Source organism: Bacillus sp. G16, from assembly GCF_021282335.1.
Lineage (GTDB): Bacteria > Bacillota > Bacilli > Bacillales > Bacillaceae > Bacillus > Bacillus inaquosorum.
Genome location: NZ_JAJSOZ010000027.1, coordinates 1 through 22,146, shown reverse-complemented (window position 1 = coordinate 22,146; position 22,146 = coordinate 1). Strand labels below are relative to the sequence as shown.

At 45.2% G+C, this 22,146-nt stretch carries 20 protein-coding genes, 4 tRNA genes and 1 pseudogene; 6 read left to right on the top strand and 19 right to left on the bottom strand.

Annotated features, from left to right (window positions below):
- Positions 1 to 52: 52 nt before the first annotated feature.
- Both LWH95_RS20255 and rocD read right to left on the bottom strand, forming a co-directional pair.
- Positions 53 to 1,456 carry an amino acid permease gene (locus tag LWH95_RS20255; RefSeq protein WP_084994074.1) on the bottom strand — a complete coding sequence of 468 codons (1,404 nt, stop codon included), beginning with the start codon at positions 1,454 to 1,456 and terminating at the stop codon, positions 53 to 55.
- Positions 1,457 to 1,679: 223 nt separating this feature from the next.
- Positions 1,680 to 2,885: an ornithine aminotransferase gene (rocD, locus tag LWH95_RS20250; RefSeq protein WP_232920243.1), complete on the bottom strand. Its 1,206-nt coding sequence runs from the start codon at positions 2,883 to 2,885 to the stop codon at positions 1,680 to 1,682.
- A 240-nt stretch (positions 2,886 to 3,125) separates the two neighbouring features.
- Here rocD and rocR point away from each other — a divergent pair, with 240 nt between their 5' ends.
- A complete protein-coding gene (gene rocR, locus LWH95_RS20245; RefSeq protein ID WP_003236508.1) occupies positions 3,126 to 4,511 on the top strand; it encodes an arginine utilization regulatory protein RocR in 1,386 nt (461 codons plus the stop codon).
- A 5-nt stretch (positions 4,512 to 4,516) separates the two neighbouring features.
- Here the strand turns inward: rocR and LWH95_RS20240 are convergent, their stop codons facing one another.
- Complete coding sequence (locus tag LWH95_RS20240) at positions 4,517 to 5,968, bottom strand: sensor histidine kinase (RefSeq protein ID WP_232920242.1); 1,452 nt, start codon at positions 5,966 to 5,968, stop codon at positions 4,517 to 4,519.
- Positions 5,965 to 6,648 (bottom strand): response regulator transcription factor, encoded by a 684-nt coding sequence (locus tag LWH95_RS20235; protein ID WP_119914554.1) that lies wholly within the window; start codon positions 6,646 to 6,648, stop codon positions 5,965 to 5,967. The genes LWH95_RS20240 and LWH95_RS20235 overlap by 4 nt, the downstream gene beginning before the upstream one ends.
- A 212-nt stretch (positions 6,649 to 6,860) precedes the next feature.
- Here LWH95_RS20235 and LWH95_RS20230 point away from each other — a divergent pair, with 212 nt between their 5' ends.
- Together LWH95_RS20230 and LWH95_RS20225 are read left to right on the top strand one after the other, a co-directional pair.
- The gene (locus LWH95_RS20230; RefSeq protein WP_232920241.1) at positions 6,861 to 7,760 is read left to right on the top strand and encodes a PepSY domain-containing protein; all 900 of its coding nucleotides are present in this window, start codon (positions 6,861 to 6,863) and stop codon (positions 7,758 to 7,760) included.
- Between the two features lie 171 nt (positions 7,761 to 7,931).
- Positions 7,932 to 8,432, top strand: coding sequence for a PepSY domain-containing protein (locus LWH95_RS20225; protein ID WP_060399938.1), 501 nt, complete (start codon positions 7,932 to 7,934; stop codon positions 8,430 to 8,432).
- A gap of 2 nt (positions 8,433 to 8,434) precedes the next feature.
- On the opposite strand, the pseudogene LWH95_RS20220 reads toward LWH95_RS20225, so the two are convergent.
- The 14 genes and pseudogenes from LWH95_RS20220 to dnaB form a co-directional block, all read right to left on the bottom strand.
- A pseudogene (locus LWH95_RS20220) lies at positions 8,435 to 8,559 on the bottom strand (hypothetical protein); the annotation flags it as partial.
- 19 nt (positions 8,560 to 8,578) lie between these two features.
- On the bottom strand, positions 8,579 to 9,781 hold the full coding sequence (gene htrC, locus LWH95_RS20215; protein ID WP_088111720.1) for a serine protease HtrC: 1,203 nt from the start codon (positions 9,779 to 9,781) through the stop codon (positions 8,579 to 8,581).
- Between the two features lie 81 nt (positions 9,782 to 9,862).
- The gene (locus LWH95_RS20210) at positions 9,863 to 10,657 is read right to left on the bottom strand and encodes an MBL fold metallo-hydrolase (RefSeq protein ID WP_003226939.1); all 795 of its coding nucleotides are present in this window, start codon (positions 10,655 to 10,657) and stop codon (positions 9,863 to 9,865) included.
- A gap of 20 nt (positions 10,658 to 10,677) precedes the next feature.
- Entirely contained in the window at positions 10,678 to 11,520 is an 843-nt protein-coding gene (gene walI / locus LWH95_RS20205) for a WalRK two-component regulatory system regulator WalI (RefSeq protein ID WP_003236521.1), read from the bottom strand.
- Positions 11,507 to 12,874, bottom strand: coding sequence for a WalRK two-component regulatory system regulator WalH (gene walH, locus LWH95_RS20200; RefSeq protein WP_232920240.1), 1,368 nt, complete (start codon positions 12,872 to 12,874; stop codon positions 11,507 to 11,509). The genes walI and walH overlap by 14 nt, the downstream gene beginning before the upstream one ends.
- Positions 12,864 to 14,699 carry a cell wall metabolism sensor histidine kinase WalK gene (walK, locus tag LWH95_RS20195; protein ID WP_003236524.1) on the bottom strand — a complete coding sequence of 612 codons (1,836 nt, stop codon included), beginning with the start codon at positions 14,697 to 14,699 and terminating at the stop codon, positions 12,864 to 12,866. Before walK ends, walH begins: the two co-directional genes overlap by 11 nt.
- 7 nt (positions 14,700 to 14,706) lie before the next feature.
- Positions 14,707 to 15,414, bottom strand: coding sequence for a cell wall metabolism DNA-binding response regulator WalR (gene walR / locus LWH95_RS20190; protein WP_032731843.1), 708 nt, complete (start codon positions 15,412 to 15,414; stop codon positions 14,707 to 14,709).
- Between the two features lie 383 nt (positions 15,415 to 15,797).
- Positions 15,798 to 15,870 (bottom strand) — tRNA-Phe (locus LWH95_RS20185).
- A gap of 35 nt (positions 15,871 to 15,905) precedes the next feature.
- A tRNA-Asp gene (locus LWH95_RS20180) sits at positions 15,906 to 15,982 on the bottom strand.
- An 81-nt stretch (positions 15,983 to 16,063) separates the two neighbouring features.
- Positions 16,064 to 16,135 (bottom strand) — tRNA-Glu (locus LWH95_RS20175).
- A 9-nt stretch (positions 16,136 to 16,144) separates the two neighbouring features.
- A tRNA-Lys gene (locus tag LWH95_RS20170) sits at positions 16,145 to 16,220 on the bottom strand.
- Between the two features lie 223 nt (positions 16,221 to 16,443).
- Complete coding sequence (gene purA / locus LWH95_RS20165) at positions 16,444 to 17,736, bottom strand: adenylosuccinate synthase (RefSeq protein ID WP_003236530.1); 1,293 nt, start codon at positions 17,734 to 17,736, stop codon at positions 16,444 to 16,446.
- Between the two features lie 205 nt (positions 17,737 to 17,941).
- The gene (locus LWH95_RS20160) at positions 17,942 to 18,361 is read right to left on the bottom strand and encodes a VOC family protein (RefSeq protein ID WP_232920239.1); all 420 of its coding nucleotides are present in this window, start codon (positions 18,359 to 18,361) and stop codon (positions 17,942 to 17,944) included.
- A 115-nt stretch (positions 18,362 to 18,476) separates the two neighbouring features.
- On the bottom strand, positions 18,477 to 19,841 hold the full coding sequence (gene dnaB / locus LWH95_RS20155; RefSeq protein WP_003226923.1) for a replicative DNA helicase: 1,365 nt from the start codon (positions 19,839 to 19,841) through the stop codon (positions 18,477 to 18,479).
- A 169-nt stretch (positions 19,842 to 20,010) separates the two neighbouring features.
- Here dnaB and LWH95_RS20150 point away from each other — a divergent pair, with 169 nt between their 5' ends.
- Positions 20,011 to 20,211, top strand: a complete 201-nt coding sequence (locus LWH95_RS20150) for a DUF2188 domain-containing protein (protein WP_003236532.1) — start codon at positions 20,011 to 20,013, stop codon at positions 20,209 to 20,211.
- 47 nt (positions 20,212 to 20,258) lie between these two features.
- Here the strand turns inward: LWH95_RS20150 and LWH95_RS20145 are convergent, their stop codons facing one another.
- A complete protein-coding gene (locus tag LWH95_RS20145; RefSeq protein ID WP_133485261.1) occupies positions 20,259 to 20,462 on the bottom strand; it encodes a hypothetical protein in 204 nt (67 codons plus the stop codon).
- A gap of 120 nt (positions 20,463 to 20,582) precedes the next feature.
- On the opposite strand from LWH95_RS20145, the gene LWH95_RS20140 reads away from it, so the two are divergent.
- Both LWH95_RS20140 and LWH95_RS20135 read left to right on the top strand, forming a co-directional pair.
- On the top strand, positions 20,583 to 20,726 hold the full coding sequence (locus LWH95_RS20140) for a YycC family protein (protein ID WP_003236536.1): 144 nt from the start codon (positions 20,583 to 20,585) through the stop codon (positions 20,724 to 20,726).
- A gap of 72 nt (positions 20,727 to 20,798) precedes the next feature.
- Entirely contained in the window at positions 20,799 to 22,007 is a 1,209-nt protein-coding gene (locus LWH95_RS20135) for a CynX/NimT family MFS transporter (RefSeq protein WP_003236539.1), read from the top strand.
- Positions 22,008 to 22,146 lie beyond the last annotated feature (139 nt).

Genomic DNA, 22,146 nt, shown 5'->3' with positions numbered 1-22,146 from the left:
TAAGATAATGTCCTATGCGGGTTATAACAAAGATGACTTGCGGACAACGTTTTTAAAGCTCTAGCTGACGATTTGCCTGCTGGCGTTTTTTAATGACGACATGATAAATGATGTAGCAAATGACCATAAACGGTACGCCGCAATACAGCGCGATACGCTGCTCCGGATCAAATGCAAGGCTGATGAGAACGACCGTATTTAACGTCAGGCCGATCAGCGGGAGCGCCGGATACAGCGGTGTTTTGAATTTCAAATCTTCTACCTTGCCGCCTTCACGGATATATTTGCGTCTAAACATGATTTGAGAAAGCGAAATCGTAATCCAGCCTACCTGTGCGCTCATGCCCGCCAATGATAATAGCACCATATATACGGTTTCAGCCTGCGCAAATTTTGTCAGAAGTGACAGGCAGGCCACAGCCATCGTTACGATTAACGAGTACATCGGCACACCGCGCTGATTTGTTTTGCCCAGCGCTTTGAAGGCCTGTCCTTCATTCGCCATCGCGTACAGGATACGTGTCGATGCGTATAAACCTGAGTTCGCAACAGATAACAGCGCAATCAATATAACAAAGTTCATAATATCAGCGGCATATGGAATTCCGATTTGCTCAAATACGGCAACAAATGGACTTTCCACGACTCCCGCCTGTTTCCACGGAATCATGCCGGCAATGACAATGATTGAAAGCACAAAGAAGACAAGCGTTCTCCATACTGTCTGTTTAATGGACCGCGGAATCGTTTTTTCAGGGTCTTCACTTTCTCCGGCTGCAACTCCGATCAGCTCAGTTCCCTGGAACGCGAAGTTCACGGTAATCATCGTAATCAGCATTGCCTTTATGCCGTTCGGGAATAACCCGTCTTCATAAAAATGCGTCAGAAACGGCGCTTGTTCTCCGCCTTTCAGATCAATCAGGCCAAACATGGCGGCTCCGCCAAGAATAATAAATAAAAGGATAATCAAAATTTTAATGCCTGAAAACCAGAATTCAGATTCTGCAAAGGCTTTTGTGGTGATCGCATTTAATACAAACATCAGTGCCGCAAATACCAGACACCAGATCCACACGTCTATGTGCGGAAACCAGCGTTGCATCAGCTGCCCCGCTGATAAGAATTCAATGGCGCATGTAACCGCCCAGCCGAGCCAGTACAGCCAGCCGAACGAAAACCCGAAGGCCGGGCTGATAAATTTTGTCGCATAGGTCTGGAAGGACCCCGACACAGGGTAGGCGACTGCCAGCTCTCCTAAGCAGAGCATCGTCAAAAACATGATAAAGCCGCCCACTAAATAGGACAGAACCGCGCCGAGCGGTCCCGCCTGGTTAATGGTAAACCCGGTTCCAAGGAAGAAACCGGTTCCGATCACTCCGCCCAATGAAATCATGAACAAGTGGCGTGATTTCATCGTCCGCTGGAGCTGATTTCCGTTATCTTGGTTAGTATTCACATTCTGCACCCCTTCAGCAACTTGTATTGGATCTAAGCTGGAACATCTACATGGTGCGTATCCCAGTTTGCTGTCCAAAGAGTCTCTATCTATTTAATATAAAATTCACTTCTTCTCATAAAGATACATTATACTAAAATACTGTAGCTGAGCAAATAGGGAGTGCTGATTTTTCTGTTGTAAATTTATACAAACGAAGTGAATATCCCGCCATGGTGCAGATTTATGCGTTTTGCAGCACGTGCTTAATTTTCTCTATCGCCCAATCCAAATCCTCTTTGGAAATGATTAATGGCGGTGCAAAACGAATGACTGTATCATGCGTTTCCTTGCATAAAAGCCCTTCTTCCTTCAAACGCTCACAATACGGACGTGCGGCTTCCGTCAATTCCACACCGATAAACAGCCCTCTGCCGCGGACTTCTTTAATGACAGGGTTATCAATGCTCTCAAGCTCGTTTTTAAAGTATTCACCAAGCTCAAGAGAACGATCCGCCAGCTTTTCATCCTCCAGCACTTCCAATGAGGCGATAGACACTGCACATGCCAGCGGGTTCCCGCCAAATGTAGAGCCGTGTGAGCCCGGGTTAAACACGCCTAATATCTCGCGGTCCGCCGCAATGCATGAGATTGGGAACACACCGCCGCCAAGCGCTTTACCCAAGATATACATATCCGGAACAATGCCGTCCCAGTCACAGGCAAACGTCTTGCCTGTACGTCCAAGACCAGTCTGAATTTCGTCCGCAATAAACAGGACATTCTCTTCCTTACAAATCGCCGCCGCTTCCTGCAAAAACCCTTCAGGCGGAATGACAATTCCCGCTTCGCCTTGAATTGGTTCGAATAAGAACGCAGCTGTATTCGGCGTAATGGCCTGACGAAGCGCTTCCGCATCACCGTACGGGATTAATTTGATTCCCGGAAGCATCGGGCCGAATCCTCTTTTATATTCCTCTTCAGAAGAAAGAGATACCGCCAGCATTGTGCGGCCGTGGAAGTTCCCGACACATGCGATGATTTCCGCTTGATTGTCTGCTACGCCTTTTACTTCATAAGCCCAGCGTCTCGCCGCTTTCACTGCAGATTCAACCGCTTCAGCTCCTGTATTCATCGGCAGAATCATTTCTTTGCCTGTCAATTTAGCTGTTTTTTCATAAAACGGTCCAAGCTGATCGTTGTGAAACGCTCGCGACGTGAGGGTGATTTTATCAGCCTGATCCTTCAATGCCTGAATAATTTTCGGGTGTCTGTGACCCTGATTCACCGCAGAATAAGCACTCAGCATATCCATATATTCATTGCCTTCCGGGTCCTTTACCCAAGCACCCAGCGCTTCAGAAATAACAATCGGGAGCGGATGATAATTGTTAGCTCCGTAATGAGACGTCTGATCAATAATTTCCTTGGATTTAGATAAAGCTGGCATATTTGAATTCCCCCTTGTTTTCTGTTTCCACATGTTATCCTGCTTTCCCTTTTTATAAATGCAAGTTCTGTGCCAAATCAAGATTTCGTGTGTTTTCTACAATTTTCGAGGACAAGGTGCAAAAAGATTCTGATATTTCGAGCAAAAATTTCAGCAAGTGCAAAATTCTTTTGCATATCCTCTCCATTCTTTTATAAAATAGAAGCAATATTAAGAAAATAATTGAGGGAGGTTTATACAGTGGTCAAAGACAGCGAATTCCTCACATTGGTTTTTCAAAGCATTTTGGATGAAATCGATGTTGGCCTGCACGTAGTAGACGAGCATGGAAACACGATCGTTTATAACAACAAAATGATGCAGATTGAAGATATGGAGAAGCATGACGTCCTGAATAAAAACCTGATGGATGTATTTATGTTTTCGAAACAACAGGACAGCACTCTGGTACAGGCTCTTCAGGAAGGCAAAACAATTAAAAATGTGAAGCAAAGCTACTTCAATAATAAAGGCCAGGAAATCACGACGATCAATCATACATATCCCATCGTCCAAGACGGCAAAATCAGGGGCGCAGTCGAAATTGCCAAGGATGTGACAAAGCTTGAACGGCTGATCCGGGAAAATATGAACAAAAAAGGCAGCACAACCTATACATTTGACAGCATTCTCGGCACCAGCCCGGCCATTCAAGATGTCATCGAAAACGCCAAGCGGGCAACGCGCACATCATCATCTGTCCTTCTCGCAGGCGAAACCGGCACGGGAAAAGAGCTGTTCGCTCAAAGTATCCATAATGGCAGCGATCGCTCAGGGGGCCCGTTTATTTCACAAAACTGCGCGGCGCTGCCAGACAGCCTTGTGGAAAGCATTTTGTTTGGAACGAAAAAAGGCGCATTTACCGGCGCTGTAGACCAGCCCGGCCTGTTTGAACAAGCTCATGGCGGCACGCTGCTGTTAGATGAAATCAACTCGCTGAACCTGAGTCTTCAGGCAAAACTGCTCCGCGCTCTTCAAGAACGGAAAATCAGGCGCATCGGTTCGACAAAGGATACACCGATTGACGTGCGTATTATTGCCACGATGAATGAAGACCCGATTGATGCGATTGCGGGTGAACGGATGCGGAAGGACTTGTATTACAGGCTGAGCGTCGTAACACTGATCATCCCGCCGCTTCGGGAACGGAAAGAAGACATTTTGCTTCTCGCGTCAGAGTTTATCCAAAAAAACAACCATCTGTTCCAAATGAATGTCGAACACATCAGCGAAGACGTGAAGCAATTTTTCATGTCTTATGACTGGCCGGGAAATATTCGGGAGCTTGAGCATATGATCGAAGGCGCAATGAATTTCATGACGGATGAGCAAACGATTACGGCTTCCCATCTGCCCTATCAATACCGCATGAAAATCAAACCGGCTGATACCCCAGAGCCTGAAGCACCAAGACACCAGCCGGCCGCGGACTTAAAAGAAAAAATGGAGAGCTTCGAAAAATATGTGATTGAGAACGTGTTAAGAAAACACGGCCATAACATCTCGAAAGCTGCTCAGGAGCTTGGCATCAGCAGACAAAGCCTTCAATACCGGCTGAAGAAATTTTCCCACTCGCCTGCCGAGTAACAGCCCTATTCTGTCGCAGGAAGCCTGATCAGAAAAACAGTGCCTCTGCTGATTTCACTTTTGACGTCAATCGTCCCATTATGGCTGTCGATAATCGACTTTGTAATGGCAAGTCCCAGTCCCGAACCTCCATATTTTCGGGAACGGGATGGGTCTGCCCTGTAAAATCGGTTAAATAAATGCGGCAAGTGCTCCGGTGCGATGCCTGTGCCGTTGTCCGCTATCATCAGCATGACGCCGTCATCGTTTTTTTGCAGCGAGATGGTGATGGCACCGGTTTTCTCATCCGTATACTGCACCGCGTTGTAAACCAAATTCAAAATGACCTGTTTCATTTTATCCCCGTCAAACACCGCTTCAGCATGATCCTCAAGCAGCAGCTGCAGTTTTCTTTCTTTCGCAAGCAGACTGAGCTGCGGCTCCATTTCCCTTATGAGCGAATCGAGATCGCCTCTCTTCATTTCAAAGCTCGGCACCCGATCGATTTTTGCCAAAAACAGCAGATCCTCTATCAGCCGAGTGGCTCTCTTCGATTCTTCATACATACTATTCAGCGCTCTTTCTCTCTGCTCCGGCTGAAGCGCTGCGCCCCGCAGCAGCACTTCTATAAAGCCGTGTATGGATGTTAAAGGTGTTCTCAGTTCATGCGAAGCGTCTGATACAAATTGCCGGATGCGCTCCTTCGCTTCTTTTTCTGCTTTGAATGACGTTTCAATCCGCTCCAGCATGTGATTAAACGAAATGGCAAGCGTATCGATTTCCATTTGTTTTCGATAAACAGGAAGTCTTTTATTCAAATTTCCAGCATTAATATGCCCCATCATATGTACCATTTGTGATAACGGTTTGAGCGTATGTCTGACCACGGGCAGGAATGTAAAAAGCCCGAGCAGGAGCGCGACGAGCGAGAGCGTGGAATAAATGCTGATTTGCCGGAGCAGCACATCCATCAGCGGTGCTGTTAAAGCACTCATTTGGATCACGCCTGCTTCTTTTCCATCAATAGTAATAGCCTGAAACACAACCAGCACTTCCTCGCCTGATTCATTTTTCACCATTCTGTAATGCAAGGCCATCGTATCTTTCAATGCCTCGTCATATACATTTTTTTTAAATGTTGGCGGTGCTCCCGCATATGGGTCCGTCGACAATACCGTGCTGGCTTTTGTTTTTTTATCGATAAAAACAATTGTCACACCCGGATAAATAAAGGCGGGACGGACAGCACCATCTGACTTATGCGAGCCGTCGGGATTGCTTTTGTATCTTTCAATGTTTTTCCATATGGTCGGCTCCGTCGAGTTGATATAACTTTGAATGCTGACAGCGCGGTTTTCATATAAAAGGCGTTTTCCAAACACATATTGCATGGCGCCGACAAAAACCAATAGAAGAACAAGAATGCACAACGAGCGGAATAAAAGCTGAAAGCGAAGCGTTTTGAATCGTTTTTTCATTCAATATCCACCCGATAGCCCGCGCCCCGTACCGTCCGGATCACTTCATGCGTTTTGTCATTCAATTTTTCCCGCAAGGAACGGATGTACACTTCGACAATATTTTCTTCCCCGTAAAAGTCATAGCCCCATACTTTATCCAGAATCCTCGCTTTACTGAGCACAAGGCCGTGATTCAGCACCAAAAATTTCAGCAGCTCGTATTCCGTTGCCGAAAGCTTCAGCACCTCTTCCTGATAACGGATTTCTCTGCGCCGGTCGTCAATCCGAAACGGGCCGAGCGCCACTTCTTCGAACAGGTTAGGGAAGTGATCCCGAATTCTTGCATAGATACGCGCCAGCAGCTCTTCAAAGCTGAAGGGTTTGATCATATAATCATCAGCGCCCTCTGTCAGCGCTTTTACCCGAACCCCCACCTCATCCTTTGCCGTAAGCATAATAACGGCGGTATGGCCGGTTTTTTTCATCATTCTCGATACTTCCAGTCCATCCATTCCGGGCATCATCACATCCAGGATGGCCACATGCGGCTGAAATGTTTTTGCGATGTTCATTGCTGTCATTCCGTCAGCCGCGGTCTTGACTTCAAAGCCTTCATTTTCAAGTCCCATTGTCAAAAAATCTAATATCGCCGGTTCATCGTCCACGAGCAAAATCTTGATGCCTTTCATCCTATTCATGCTGTGCTCTCTCCTTAGTTGGCATAAACCTCTGATTAGTTTTTTCCCTTCCCCTCCTATTATTCGTTTTTATCTGAAAACCAACTGAATCTTCCCTAAAAATCAGCTGAATTCAGCAAGTTTTCAGCCAGCCCTCATTTGTTTTTCAGCTTCGGCCTATACAATAGCCTTAGTTGGTTCAGCCAACAATGAAATCAAAGGAGGAACAACACATGAATATCACTAAAGTTTTATCAGGAGCCGCGCTGGGAACAATTCTTTCAATCAGTTCTTTAACTTCCGCTCATGCCGCTGTCATTCAAAAGGATGATACATCAGCGAAGGTCGAGACGAAGCAGCAGGCTTCCATCACAATAGCAAAAGCAAAACAAGTTGCTTTGAACAAATGCAAAGGTACTGTTCAATCTGCCCAAATGAAGAAAGTGAACGGCACTTACGTATATGTTGTCAAAGTTCTCGGTGAGGACGGCAAACAGCATACGATGAACGTCAACTGCGACAGCGGTAAAGTTGTGAAGCATGACATTCAAAAGAAACAAAGCTACATCAGCAAATCAAAAGCACATTCTATTGCTTTGAAAAACTGCAAAGGTGCGGTTCAATCTTCTGAACTGAAGAAAGAAAACGGCGTTTACGTTTATGTCGTGAAAGTAATGGGTGAAGACGGCAGCCTTCACACGTTCCATATCAATGGAGAAAACGACAAAGTCGCAAAACACGAGCAAAAGAAACAAGCACATATTTCAAAAACAAAAGCGCATCAAATCGCACTGAACAAATACAAAGGCGCAGTTCAAGCTTCTGAGCTGAAGAAAGAAAACGGCGTTTACATCTACGTTGTAAAAGTGCTTGGCGAAGATGGCAGTACTCATACAATCCATGTCAACTGTGACAACGGTAAAATCGTAAAACAAGAAGTGCAAAAGAAAAACGCAGCCATTACGAAAACAAAAGCACATAACATTGCCCTAAACAAATGCAAAGGAACAGTGAAATCTTCTGCTTTGAAGAAAGAAAACGGTAAATACGTTTACGTGATTAAAATCACTGCCCAAAACCACACTGAGCAAACAGTGAAAGTGAACGCTGAAAACGGAAGCATTTGCAAATAAAAATTGATACTTGCCAGCAGTGAAACAACTGCAATTCAACGTGTAACACCAGTCTTGTTTTAACACGAAGTTCTAAGTTCATGTCTACCTTTTTCTAAATACTCTTTTAAACTGAACGTGCGTGACCCGCGTTCAGTTCTTTTTACATCATCATCTAAGGAGGACGTAAAAATGAATGTGAAAATATTATCAGCAGCTGCTTTAGGCGCTGTTATCTCAATCAGTTCTTTATCTTCCGCACACGCGGCTGTTCTGCATAAAGAGGACACTGCTAAAGTCCAAACACAGCAGCAGGCTTCTATTACGCTTTCTAAAGCGAAAACTGTGGCATTACACAACTGCAAAGGCGCCGTTCAATCAGCACAAATGAAGAAAGCAGACGGCGTTTATGTCTATGTCATTAAAGTGCTCGGTGAGGACGGCAAAGTTCACACCTTCAACGTCAACTGCAGCAGCGGAAAAGTCGTCAAACATCACGTTGAAAACAAACAAGCCGCAATCACAAAAGCAAAAGCTCAAAGCATTGCGCTGAACAAATGCAAAGGCACAGTAAAATCTTCTGCATTGAAGAAAGAAAATGGCATCTATGTGTACATCATTAAAATCTCAGTTAGCAACCACACGGAACAAACCATTAAAGTAAACGCTGAAAACGGAAGCATTTGCAGCTGACAGGCATTGCCTGCTGTTTCACGTGTAACACCCATCTTGTATTTTTCTTCATATTCGATATATCCTTTTTCAACTGAACGGGCGTGACCCTCGTTCAGTTTTTTTACATGAAAAAGCAGTCTGGCAACGGTGCCAGACTGCTTTTGTTAACTTCCTAATTGGTCTGCGGAGGAGAGCTTAATATCAACGGATTTTTCTTTTCCGCCGCGGTAAAACCTCACCTTCACCCGGTCACCGACTTTTTTCTGATAAAGCCGTTTCCGCAGATCAACAATATCATTTACTTTGTGTCCGTCAAATTCCGTGATGACATCCAGTTCCTTAAGCCCTGCTTTTCCGGCAGGTGAAAAGGCGTCTACACCCATCACAACCGCGCCATTGGTGACATCCTTAGGAAGCTTCAGTGTTTCATCCCAATGATAGCTTGCGATGTCGCTGAGCGATTTCATTTCAATGCCAAGGAACGGTCGTTTGACTTCGCCATATTTCTCCAGATCCTCTATCACCGGAATCACAAGCTTAGACGGAATCGACAGGCCAATCCCTTCAACCGCCGATTCGGCAATTTTCATTGAATTGATGCCAATGACTTTCCCGTCCATATTTAACAAAGCGCCGCCGCTGTTCCCAGGGTTAATGGCCGCATCTGTTTGCAGGACTTCTGCGTTCCAGTCAGGCTGTCCGTCATCGTTTGAATCCACTGGAATTGCCCTCTCCGTACCTGAGATGACCCCCTGTGTGACAGAGCCTGCAAACTCAAGGCCTAACGGGTTGCCAATCGCAATAACCGGCTCCCCTGATTTCACTTTATCTGAATTTCCGAAGTCGGCGACTGCTTTTATTTTATCGCTTTTCACCCGTAAAACAGCCAGGTCCATCAGCTGGTCGCTGCCGACAAGGTCAGCCGATACACGCGAGCCGTCTTTCAGGCTGATTTCAATTTGGGAAGCGCCCTCGATAACATGATGGTTGGTCACGACATAAGCAGAGTTGTCATTTTTCTTATAGATGACGCCTGAGCCGCTCCCAGCCTCGCCGCTCTCTCCCCAAATATCTGATTTTTGGATGTTCACAACACCGACAACGGCGGGCGACACATTGCTGACAATCTTGGTGACGGCGTTGTTGACACTGACATTCACCGTCCTGATTGATTCTTGGCCATTGTTGTTCTGCTGCTGATCTAAGGCGCCCGTATCTAACCCTTCATTTGACAGGTACGGCATGATAAACGCCATTAATACGGCACCGACAATCACGCCAATCAGACTAGAAAGGAAATATCCTTTTTTGCTTCTCTTTGGCTGTTCAGGAGTAGTATGTTCTTCCTCACGATCGTAATCCACCATATTCCATCCTTTCCAAGAACGTTAATATGGTTATATTGTGGGTTAGAAACTCCTATAATAGTCATGATTTACATAGAAAAATTATACAGCGCAAAGCGGCGTGGCCTTCTTCGGATCGGTGTCATACAAATCAAATGTCTCACCCGTCACAAACCCTTTAGAAGCTAATGTCTGCTGCACAGACATTCTCGCCAGCTCCTTCATGTTGTTGTCCTGGCTCAAATGTGCCAAGTAAATTCGTGACGTCTCATCGCCAATGACATCGGTCATCGCCAAGGCAGCATCTTCATTTGAAACGTGCCCCACGTCACTTAAAATCCGCCGCTTAATGCTCCACGGGTATCTTCCCATTTGCAGCATACCGACATCGTGATTGCTTTCAAACACAAACACATTCGCTGACCGGATGATCCCTTTCATCCGGTCGCTGACGTATCCCGTATCTGTCATTAATGCGAGCTTTCGGCCGTTATAATGGAATACATAAAACATGGGTTCCGCCGCGTCATGAGAGACGCCAAACGACTCCACGTCAAGTCCGCCGAACGACTTCACCGTCTCCATCGGAAACACAAATTTTTGATCGGTGTCTATTTTGCCGATCTGGTTCTCCATCGCTTTCCATGTCTTCTCATTCGCATAAATCGGAAGCTTGTACTTTCTGGCGACCACACCGAGTCCCTTAATATGATCACTATGCTCATGCGTCACAAAAATGCCGTCTACATCATCCAGCTTACGCCCAATCTGCGCCATCAGTCCATCCATGGCTTTCCCGCTCAAACCGGCGTCCACTAAAAATGCGTGATCCTCTGTTTCGAGGTAAAACGCATTTCCCGTACTCCCGCTCGCAAGTACGCTAAATTGCAAGCTCATGTCTGTTCACTCCATTATTTTCATTGATCTGTATCTAAAATCGTACTCTCCAAAGCATTCACAGTAAAATACTCTTGTACTGTCTTTTTCTCACCGTTCACTTTTTTATCGTACTCGACCGTAATTCTCCATACCGGTGCCAGCACCTGCGTACTTGTCAGCGGATATTGTGCTACGTAGCCGAATTTACAGCTCTTCACAGTGCTGTATTCTTTTAATTGATTTTGATAGTACAATAGCTCAACCGCATCCATTTCAGTGATTAAGCTTTCTTTCTGAATTTGCTTAAAGGTCTCAAGCGTTGTCTGGTCGTACGACACAACCTCGTTTTTAGCGTTTAAGTGCAGCACCACTTGCCCGATCATATTAGAGGAATTGTCGGTCTTCTGGTAAATATAATGACCTTCATACGTTTGGAAGAAAACAATTTCTTTCTTCGATTTATCAACCTTCCAAAGCTTATATTTTTCGCCATCTTGGATTTTCGAAGAAACAAGCGTCTGAGCATCGTCCTCGATATTCTTCTTTGATAGGGCGATCGGATTCGTGAACTTCATTTTCAGGCTCGTTACTTTATGATCATCACTAGGCATGTCCATCAAAGGCTTTTGATCCTTCAGCGCCTCAATTTCCTCCTTGGTGAAGGTCTTTTGATTTGCTGTGATCCGGTAGCCTTCTGTCGCTTCCTTATTCAGGCCTTCATACGTGATATGGTCGGCCTTCATATCATGCTCGACATCATTTTTAATGACCTCATATTCTTTGCTGGTCGCCTGCCATTTTTGAAAAAACTGATAGCCTAAGAAAATATCTAAAATGAGGAAGGCAACGATGAAGATTGATTTTGTCTTATTCCACTCCACTGTTTGCCCCCTCCTTCATCAATAAATCCTTTGTGATCGGCACAATTTTTCCATTTACTTTCATCGCCCAGACCGGTTCCAGTTCAACAAGAGGATCATCGTTGGTTGATGTTGATACCAATTGATAAGCAAGGAAGATCTGATCAATTTTGTCCGTATCATAAGCGGTTTGTTTAGAAAGCAGCATCTTCACCTCACTGCCGCTCATCAGCTCTGTCTCACTTGTTTTAATCGGGTTCGTTCCGAGACTGTAATTCGGCCGCTTATAGCTGAGAATATCATCGTTCGCCCACTGCACCGTAATCGCCGATGTCGCTCCGAACGGTTTGGCGGTGCTGTTAATGACCGGCATCTGATCCATAAAGATATAGAAGCTCAGCTGCTGGCTGTCATTGATATTGAAAAATTGATAGTGATCCGTCCAGCTTCCCGTATCCTCAAGGTATTTTTGGCTCTTTTTGATTAATTCACCTGTTTGATAGGATGTGCTCTGCACTAAATTGCGCTGCTGGAATTGCACCTGGCGCTGGCTTAGATTCACATCTAACCGGCTGATCCCATCTGTCAGGACATTTCTGTTGTTGTAATTCGAATCTTCCCTTACAATGCTCGGATCGCTGAACAAAGTCTGCTTAAAGGTGTTAGTTTTAATCGATTCTGTGACAAACTCTTTTTTGTCCATCGTAAGCGGTTTGTTCGGCAGCAGGAATTCTTTTTTAGAGCCAATTGAGAACAAACTGTACGCCGGCATGTTTGATTGCCTGTTTTCCAAGTCGTTCATAATGTTCCGGTAGTTTGCCGATTCAACGGTCACTTCCAGAATGAGCTGTTTGCTGTAAGACACCAAATAAATTTTCTTGTTCGCTTTTGTTTCATTGAACGGAATCAGAATATGATCAAACGAACTGTATTCAAACGACTGATTAGACCATTTAAACAGCGTTTGGAATATATCAATAGGAATCGTATCACTGAATTGCAAGTCAAGCTTCGCTTCATAACCGCCTATTCCATAAAACCAGCTCTTGAATCCAACCTTGTCATACTGATCAGAGATATCTTTAATTCCTTTTACATCCCAATGCGGCAAGTCAGACCAGACTTCTTCATAGAGGGCTTCATTATCCACTTTGTAATGAGCGCCGTCATCATGGATAAACATTTCCCTTGGCCTTACCGTTTCAGACAGCTTTTGGGTGTTTTTTTCGATTTTATGCTTCTCACGCACAGTAGACTCTGTTGATGATGAGCCTTCAGAAAAGTTTGGCTGGAACGTCCATATCCCCCACGTAAAAACAAGACTGATGACGACGAGTACCGTAAGTAATATCGTTTTTATATTTTCACGCTTCATCCCAATCATCCTCTTGTTCCTCTTTATATGGAAGAGTAAATGTAATCGTCGTGCCTTTTCCTTCTATGCTGTCCGCCCAAATATCTCCGCCGTGCGCCTGAACCATTTCTCTTGCAATCGCCAGCCCCAGGCCGGTGCCGCCAAGCTTTCTCGTTCTCGCTTTATCAACCCTGTAGAAGCGGTCAAAGACTTTTTCGACATCTTTTTTCGGAATTCCGATCCCTTCATCCTTGACGCTGATATAGAGGAGTTCTTCCTCTTCATTTACATCAATGGAGAACGTGACATGTCCGCCTTCCGGTGAGTATTTTAAAGCGTTGGAAATAATATTATCGAGCACCTGGGTAATTTTATCCTGGTCAATCTCGACGTACAGATTTCTGTCCGGCAGATTGCGGATAAATTCCACATGCTGTTCTTTTGTCATTTCAAAACGATCAATAATAAGCGACATAAACCGGACAATCTGAATCCATTCCCGGTTGAATTGATAATCCTTGCTGTCAAATTTCGAAAGCTGCAGCAAGTCATTGACAAGCCGGATCATACGCTCTGTTTCATTTTGCGTCACCATTAAGAAACGCGGGGCAATGTCTTTATTTTCCCACGCACCTTCAGCTAACGCCTCTAAATAACTGCGCATTGTCGTGAGCGGCGTCCGCAGCTCGTGTGATACATTCGCAACGAATTCCCTGCGTTCCTGATCCATTTTCTCTTGCTCGGTTACATCGTAAATGACAGCGATTAAACCATCAATTTTACCATGTTCCCTCTGAATCACAGAGAAATTCACGCGAAGCACCGTTAATTGATCATCGCGCTCAATTTCAAGCAGCATAGAATCCTGCTGCTCTACTAAATCTTCAAATGTATAATTCTCTTGAATCCCCAGCAAGCTCGTAATCGGCATTTCTAAGGCTGTTTCACGTGAAACGTTCAGCAGCTCCAGCGCCGGGCTGTTTAAGAGAATAATCGCTCCGTTTCGGTTTGTGGCGATAACGCCGTCTGTCATATAGGCAATAACAGAGGCAAGCTTTCTGCGCTCTCCTTCTGTCATCGCCTGGGCATCTTCAAGCTCTCTCGTTAAGTGATTAAACGTGGTGGCAAGCTGCCCAATTTCATCATGCCCATACTTTTTAACCTTCCTCGAGAAGTTCCCTTTCGCAAGCTCCATCGCCTGCTTTCTCATATCTGAAAGCGGGTGGGTAATGGTTCTTGCCAGAAAAATACCGAGAAGGGCCGTCAAAACGAGTGCCAAACCAGTGCCGGACGCCAGTATCGTGTTGATGGTCTTCATTTGATTAAAGACCTCTTCCATACTCGCGACAACATAGATCGCGCCGACAACCTCTTGGTTTTCAGTCATGACGGGCTTCGCGGAAATGAGGACTCTGATTTTGCTTTTCGGGTCATAGTACTTTCTTAAATACGATTGTTTAGTAGAAAAAATTCTTTTAAAGATCAGATCGGTTGTTTGTTTCCCTGCAACTTCCTCACCATACGGTTTTGAAGAACCGACCACTTCATAGCTTTTATCTACAAAACTAATTTCCCGAACCTCATCACTTTTCGTGAAGTCATTCAAAATACGGCTGACGTCATCCTTGATGACGGTGCTGTCATTATCGCTTTTATATTCTTGTTCGATATAGTAAGAAAGGTTGTCGATTCGCTGATTCAGCGATTGTTCATAAGAGCTGATCAGCGACTTCTCTACCTGATTGACAAAATACACACCAATGATTTGCATTGCAATGATAATCAAAAGCACATAAATCAAGGTAATCTTAAATTGGATCGACCGAAAAAAACCAACCTTATTCATATGGGCATTAGTCCTGTTCTGGGTTTCTCAAGTAATAACCTACGCCGCGGCGTGTGACGATCCAATTTGGATGGCTCGGGTTGTCCTCGATTTTTTCACGAAGCCGACGGACTGTTACGTCAACCGTTCTGACATCGCCGAAGTAATCATATCCCCAAACGGTTTGAAGCAAATGTTCACGTGTCATCACTTGTCCGATATGTTTTGCTAAATAATGAAGCAATTCGAACTCACGATGAGTCAATTCGATTGTTTCATCTCGTTTTGATACGACATACGCGTCAGGGAAGATGACGAGAGAGCCGATATGAATCTCGTTAGAGGACGATTCTTCCTCCGCAGGCGCTGTTGTCAGCTGACGGCGCAGGTTCGCTTTTACACGTGCCAGAAGCTCGCGTGTGCTGAATGGTTTTGTGACATAGTCATCAGCGCCGATTTCAAGCCCGATGACCTTGTCAATTTCTGAATCCTTTGCCGTCAGCATAATGATCGGCATATCATATTTCTTTCTGACTTCACGGCACACTTCAACGCCGTCTTTATTAGGAAGCATAATATCTAAAAGAATTAAATCAGGCTGAAGCTCTTCTACCATTTCAACGGCTTCATTTCCGTCGTGGGCACAGTGCACTTCATAGCCTTCTTTTCTTAAGTTAAATTCCAATATATCTGCAATCGGTTTTTCATCATCTACTACAAGGATCTTTTTATCCATCATTTTGATTTTCCTCCTGCCGAATAACTTCATTTCATCTATATAACATTCGTTTCATCACTTATGGCCCATGTAAACAATGGGTCCTTGTCTATTATAACGGTTTAAGGTCAAAAGATAAAAAAAATAAAGGTTTAGAAAAAAACACATGTTTCACCTTTATCCTCCAATTGTTTATCTTTTGTCATGCTGGTCAACTTTTTTTAAAAAAGATAACTTTACTGAAACCTCCCCTCACCGGAGTGCGTCTTTATCAATGACGTCTTCTTCTTTGAACCGGCCGCAGGGCCGGTTCTCCCTTTTTCTTCTATTATAACACTCCTCATGTTTGCCTTTTTCCTAAAAGAAAAAACGCACCTACGATTGCAGATGCGTTTGGTAAGTGGCTCGGGACGGAATCGAACCGCCGACACACGGATTTTCAGTCCGTTGCTCTACCAACTGAGCTACCGAGCCAAATGTTTTATTTTTCTCTACTAAGTAAAGTAAAATGGCGGTCCGGACGGGACTCGAACCCGCGACCTCCTGCGTGACAGGCAGGCATTCTAACCAACTGAACTACCGGACCTTACAGTAATTGCCCGGAGAGCTGTCGTGTCAGCTCTCACAGACAAATAAGGAATTTAGCAATAACGCTAAAGTAAATCAATGACCCGTACGGGATTCGAACCCGTGTTACCGCCGTGAAAGGGCGGTGTCTTAACCGCTTGACCAACGGGCCTTCACGAAATGGTGAGCCATGAAGGACTCGAACCTTCGACCCTCTGATTAAAAGTCAGATGCTCTACCAACTGAGCTAATGGCTCTTAAGATGTCGGAATTTCCATAGAGCAAACGACTTGGATTATGTTCTCATCTTGTACTCTATTGAAGCAGTTTCCGTAACAACGAGATTTATAATATCACGAACAAATAGAAGTGGCAATAACTTTTTTGGTTTTTTTTCATATTTTTTTCTCAGACCAACTTATCTGCGGCTTTCAAACAAAAAACAAGCCCCTATATCAGGGGCTTGCAAGCATATTCTATTTAGTTCGCGCGGTACACGCTGCGAAGGACATTTGTTTGTGAACGGTCTGGACCGACAGAGAAAATAGAAAGCGGAATGCCTGTCAGCTGAGACACGCGCTCAAGATAGTGGCGCGCGTTTTCCGGAAGCTCGCTCAAGCTCTTCGCACCTGTGATATCCTCAGTCCAGCCCGGCATTTCTTCATATACCGGCTCACATTCAGCAAGTGCTTTAAGGCTTGCTGGGAATTCTTCAATGATTTCGCCTTTGTAGCGGTACGCCACACAGATTTTCAGCGTTTCAATTCCTGTTAAAACGTCGATTGAGTTCAAAGAAAGATCTGTAATTCCGCTCACACGGCGGGCGTGGCGGACAACAACGCTGTCAAACCAGCCGACACGGCGCGGACGGCCTGTTGTTGTTCCATATTCGCGTCCGACTTCACGGATTTGATCGCCGATTTCATCTTTCAGCTCAGTCGGGAAAGGACCGTCACCGACACGAGTCGTATATGCTTTTGATACACCGACAACGTGCTGGATTTTGGTCGGGCCGACACCAGAACCGATCGTGACACCGCCGGCAACCGGGTTAGATGACGTAACAAACGGGTATGTTCCTTGGTCAATATCGAGCATAACCCCTTGCGCGCCTTCAAACAATACACGGCGCCCTTCATCCAGAGCATCATTTAAGACAACAGATGTATCGCAAACATACTTTTTAATCTGCTGGCCGTACTCATAATATTCGTCTAAGATATCCTCAATTTTAAATCCATCTGTCTCATACATTTTCTCAAGCAGACGGTTTTTTTCTTCAAGATTGCGTTCAAGCTTCTCCGCAAACGCGTCACGGTCTAACAAATCCGCGATGCGAATTCCGATGCGGGCTGCTTTATCCATGTAAGCAGGGCCGATCCCTTTTTTCGTTGTGCCGATCTTGTTGGCCCCTTTGCGCTCTTCTTCCACCTCATCCAATTTCAAATGATACGGCAGAATGACATGAGCTCTGTTGCTGATTCTCAGGTTATCTGTACTGACGTTGCGCTCATGAAGATACGCAAGCTCTGTGACTAATGCTTTCGGATCTACAACCATTCCGTTTCCGATCACACACGTTTTATCCTTATAGAAAATTCCTGACGGGATTAAGTGAAGCTTGTATGTGATTCCGTCAAACTTGATTGTATGCCCTGCGTTATTTCCGCCTTGATAACGGGCGATCACTTCTGCATTTTCTGACAGGAAATCTGTGATTTTACCTTTCCCTTCATCGCCCCATTGCGTACCTACTACAACTACTGAAGACATGTCCGTGCACCTCCGTTAACCTTTCAAAACGATTCTATTCAAACAAATCAAGTTTATCAGTGAAGAAACAGAAAGTCAATTGTAAATCCGAACATTAAATTATTGTAAATCTATATTCGTTCGCTTTCATTCGTTTTATAAGCGTTTTCTCACCGCTTTGTCATAAAAAGCTCGTGAAACTTTCATCCTTTAGCACAAAAAAGAATCACTTGCCTGATATTCCATTTGTATTCATAAAAACGATTCGCCAGCCATCCGGATCCTCTATCGTCACGCCGCCATGGCTCCAGTACGGATTCTCAGATTCGACCTCTTGATAGCCCATGTGTCTCAGCCTTGAAGTGATCGCTGTCAGTTCATCCGCATTCGGCACATAAAAAACGAGGAGGCTGTCGGGGTAAGGAACAGGGGCACTGCTTTCCTTCTCATGCTGGGTGAACTCCAAATGATAATCGGCATGCGGGAGACCGAACATGACACCGTCATACCCATTATGCTTCGAAAACGCTCCTATTCGTTTCAAGCCTAGCCCTTCTTCATAAAAACGAATGATTTCATTAAGCTGGCCCGTAGGCCGCGCAATCCGTATTTGCGCTGCATGAAAATATGAAAAACGATTTCCCATATTACCATCTCCTTTTTGCACCATTTTATTAAAACGCTTTCAATTTTTCATCCGCTGAGCGGACGATATTTCTTCAATCCTTTGAATGAAAAAACCCCAAGATCAGCTCTTGGGGTTATGCGCCGGGCGGAACACCTGCGTCATCAAAACGCCGTTCCAGGTTGACGAATTTATTGTATTCTTTTACGAACGCAAGAGACACGGTTCCTACCGGGCCGTTACGCTGTTTGGCAATAATGATTTCGATAATATTTTTATTCTCGGTTTCTTTGTCATAGTAGTCATCACGATAAAGGAACGCGACAATATCCGCGTCCTGCTCGATACTTCCTGATTCCCGGATATCAGACATCATCGGACGTTTATCCTGACGCTGCTCAACGCCCCGGGAAAGCTGAGAAAGCGCGATAACAGGGACTTGCAGCTCCCGGGCGATCGACTTCAGTTCACGGGAAATTTCTGATACTTCCTGTTGACGGTTATCCTTTGAACGTCCGCTTCCCTGAATCAATTGCAGATAGTCGATCAAAATCATGCCAAGTCCGCTTTCCTGCTTCAAGCGGCGGCACTTGGCGCGGATTTCACTCACGCGGATTCCCGGTGTATCATCAATGTAAATCCCGCTGTTCGACAGGCTTCCCATCGCCATCGTCAGCTTGCCCCAATCCTCTTCCGTCAGGTTACCGGTACGGAGATTCTGGGCATTGATATTTCCCTCGGCACAGAGCATACGCATAACGAGCTGCTCTGCCCCCATCTCTAGACTGAAAATCGCTACGCTCTCGTCGGTCTTGGTTGCCACGTTTTGTGCGATGTTCAGGGCAAAGGCTGTTTTCCCCACTGACGGACGGGCAGCCACAATGATCAAGTCGTTGCGCTGGAACCCGGCAGTCATCCGGTCAAGCTCAGTAAATCCTGTCGGAATCCCCGTGATATCGCCTTTTCGATTGTGAAGCTGTTCGATATTGTCATATGTTTGGACAAGGACGTCCTTAATATTTTGGAAGGCACTCGTATTTTTGCGCTGCGCCACTTCCATAATCGTTTTTTCCGCTTCACTGAGTAAATCCTCAACTTCATCCTCACGGGTATACCCGTCTTGAGCAATGGTTGTCGCTGTTCTGATCAATCGGCGAAGAATCGATTTTTCCTCAACGATTTTCGCATAATATTCTATGTTAGCCGCTGTCGGCACCGAGTTTGCGATATCTGTCAGATACGAAATGCCGCCCACTTCTTCCAGCAGGTCTGTGTTCGCAAGCTCTGATGTAACCGTCACTAGATCAACCGGTTCACCTCGGTCTCCGAGCACCAGCATCGCATTATAGATTTTTTGGTGGGACATTCTATAAAAATCATCTGGAATCAATACTTCTGAAGCCAGTGTTAAAGCAGACGGCTGTAAAAAAATAGCGCCTAACACGGCTTGTTCGGCTTCTATATTTTGCGGAGGAAGCCGATCATTTAGAAGGTCTGTCATGCTAAGCACCGTCCTCTCATTAAAAAATCTCCAAACTCCATTCTACCATTTCTGCAGAAAAAAAATAGAAAAATTGTCTGTTTCCTGTTTTTTTCAGTTAGCCGATTGGGTCGTTTCGGACAGTAACAGGGCGGGAAAAACGCAATAAAACGTGAGGGAGGAATGAAAGATGATAAAAAAATATGCGGTTACACCCAATGTCGATGCGGACGGCTGGTTTATTAAGGTAGAGAATGTGGCGCCGACAGCTTTGTATACATCTAAAGACGCCGCGATAGAAAAAGCCAAACAGGTGGCAAAGGAAAACAGTCCGGCAAAGCTTGTGATTTATGACCAGTTTAAAAATGTGGAAGAAGAACACTCATTTTAATGAATGAAACCCTTCGCTGCAGCGGGGGTTTTTTAGCGGTTATCGGCTTATTTCATCCATTGTAAGCCTGTGTGCATCATCAGATCGGCCGCCTTTTGATACAAATCCCACTCCTCGAACGAAGCACATTTTCCCATCAGCTCCTGAAGCTTTAGCCTCACCGCTATATATTCTTCAAAAGTGACAGCTTTCTCAGTGTCTTTTTGGTGTTCATTCAGCATTTGTTTTAATAACGACAACGGTGCGTGCATAAGAACCCTCCTTCCCTCTTTTATAACGGGCATTTTCGGATTGCTCCATTCCTTTGTTACATCTTCTTACATTTCACACCTGATTCTTGTACAATGAACAGAAGAGAGGAGGGATCTTTTGTGAGACCTTTGCAAATTTCCGCTGAAACTGCACAAAAGCTTGCAGAGTCCTTGAATCTGCCGCTTGAACAGATCATGCATATGCCTCAGCATATTCTGCTTGCCAAAATGGCTGAATTGCAGAAAGAAGAAAAACAATCGTAGCATTCGTTCGCATACTTGCTTTCATCTTACGGAATTATAATTAGTATATGTTAGAAAGAAGGAGTAACTGCTTTGCCACATCCACAAAATAAAAAAATCCAATCGTTTTGGCTGATAGCCGGCATTATCTTTATCGCGTTTAACTTACGGCCTGCGATCACTTCAGTCGGTCCGGTCATCAGCTCTATCCGGGCAGAGCTGCACATGTCCAATGGGGCAGCCGGGTTTTTGACCGCACTCCCACTGCTTTCGTTTGCCATTCTTTCTCCGCTTGCGCCTAAGGTTGGACAGCGCCTCGGAAATGAGCGAACCTTGTGGCTTGGTCTCATGATACTGTTTATCGGCGTTTTGATTCGTTCTACCGGCTATACTGCCGCTTTGTTTTTCGGAACGGCACTCATCGGAGTCGGAATTGCGATTGGCAACGTACTTTTGCCAAGCTTAATCAAACATAAATACCCTGAAAAATCAGGGATCATGATCAGCCTGTATACGACATCAATGAATATATTCGCGGCTTTAGCATCGGGTATCAGCGTTCCTTTAGCAACCCAGATGGATGGCGGATGGAAGCAGGCCTTTCTCTTATGGGGCGGGCTGGCTTTCCTTGCATTGCTGATTTGGATACCTCAGCTGCGCCATCGGGATACGGCAAACCAGGCGATGAAGCTTCAATCAAGTTCCATATGGTCTTCCAAAATGGCATGGCATGTCACCATCTTTATGGGACTCCAATCATTTTTATTCTACAGCAGCATCGCTTGGTTTCCTGAAATTCTCCGTTCACACGGGATTGATACGTCAACAGCCGGATGGATGGTGTCACTCATGCAATTTGCGAGTCTGCCTTCCACTTTTCTGACACCTGTTTTAGCAGATCGCTTGAAACATCAACGTGGCATTGTTGCGGGACTGACCGCAGTCTATCTGATCGGCCTATGCGGATTATTAGCGGGTGGCAGCCATACACTGCTTGCCATCTGGATGGTGATTATCGGTATCGGACAAGGCTCAAGCATTAGTCTGGCGCTCACCTTGATTGGTCTCCGCAGTGAAAATGCCCAGCAAGCCGCGGCACTGTCAGGCATGTCTCAGTCATTCGGCTACCTGCTTGCGGCCGTCGGTCCAATCTTTGTCGGCTATCTTTTTGACCAGACGCATTCATGGACAATGCCGATTGTGCTTCTGATTGCTGCCCTGATCGTAATGGGTGCAGCCGGGCTGGGAGCCGGACGGGATCGATACATTCTTCAGACAGAGAAACAAAGAAATTCAGCATAAAAAAGCGGGGAAGATGGGACTGACCCCATAAGATGAGACAAATAAAAACACCTTCAAGTTTGAATACGGATGATTGTTATCCGAAATTAGACTTGGAGGTGTTTTTTCTATGGGGACAAGAGTGAGTTATCCGGTTGAA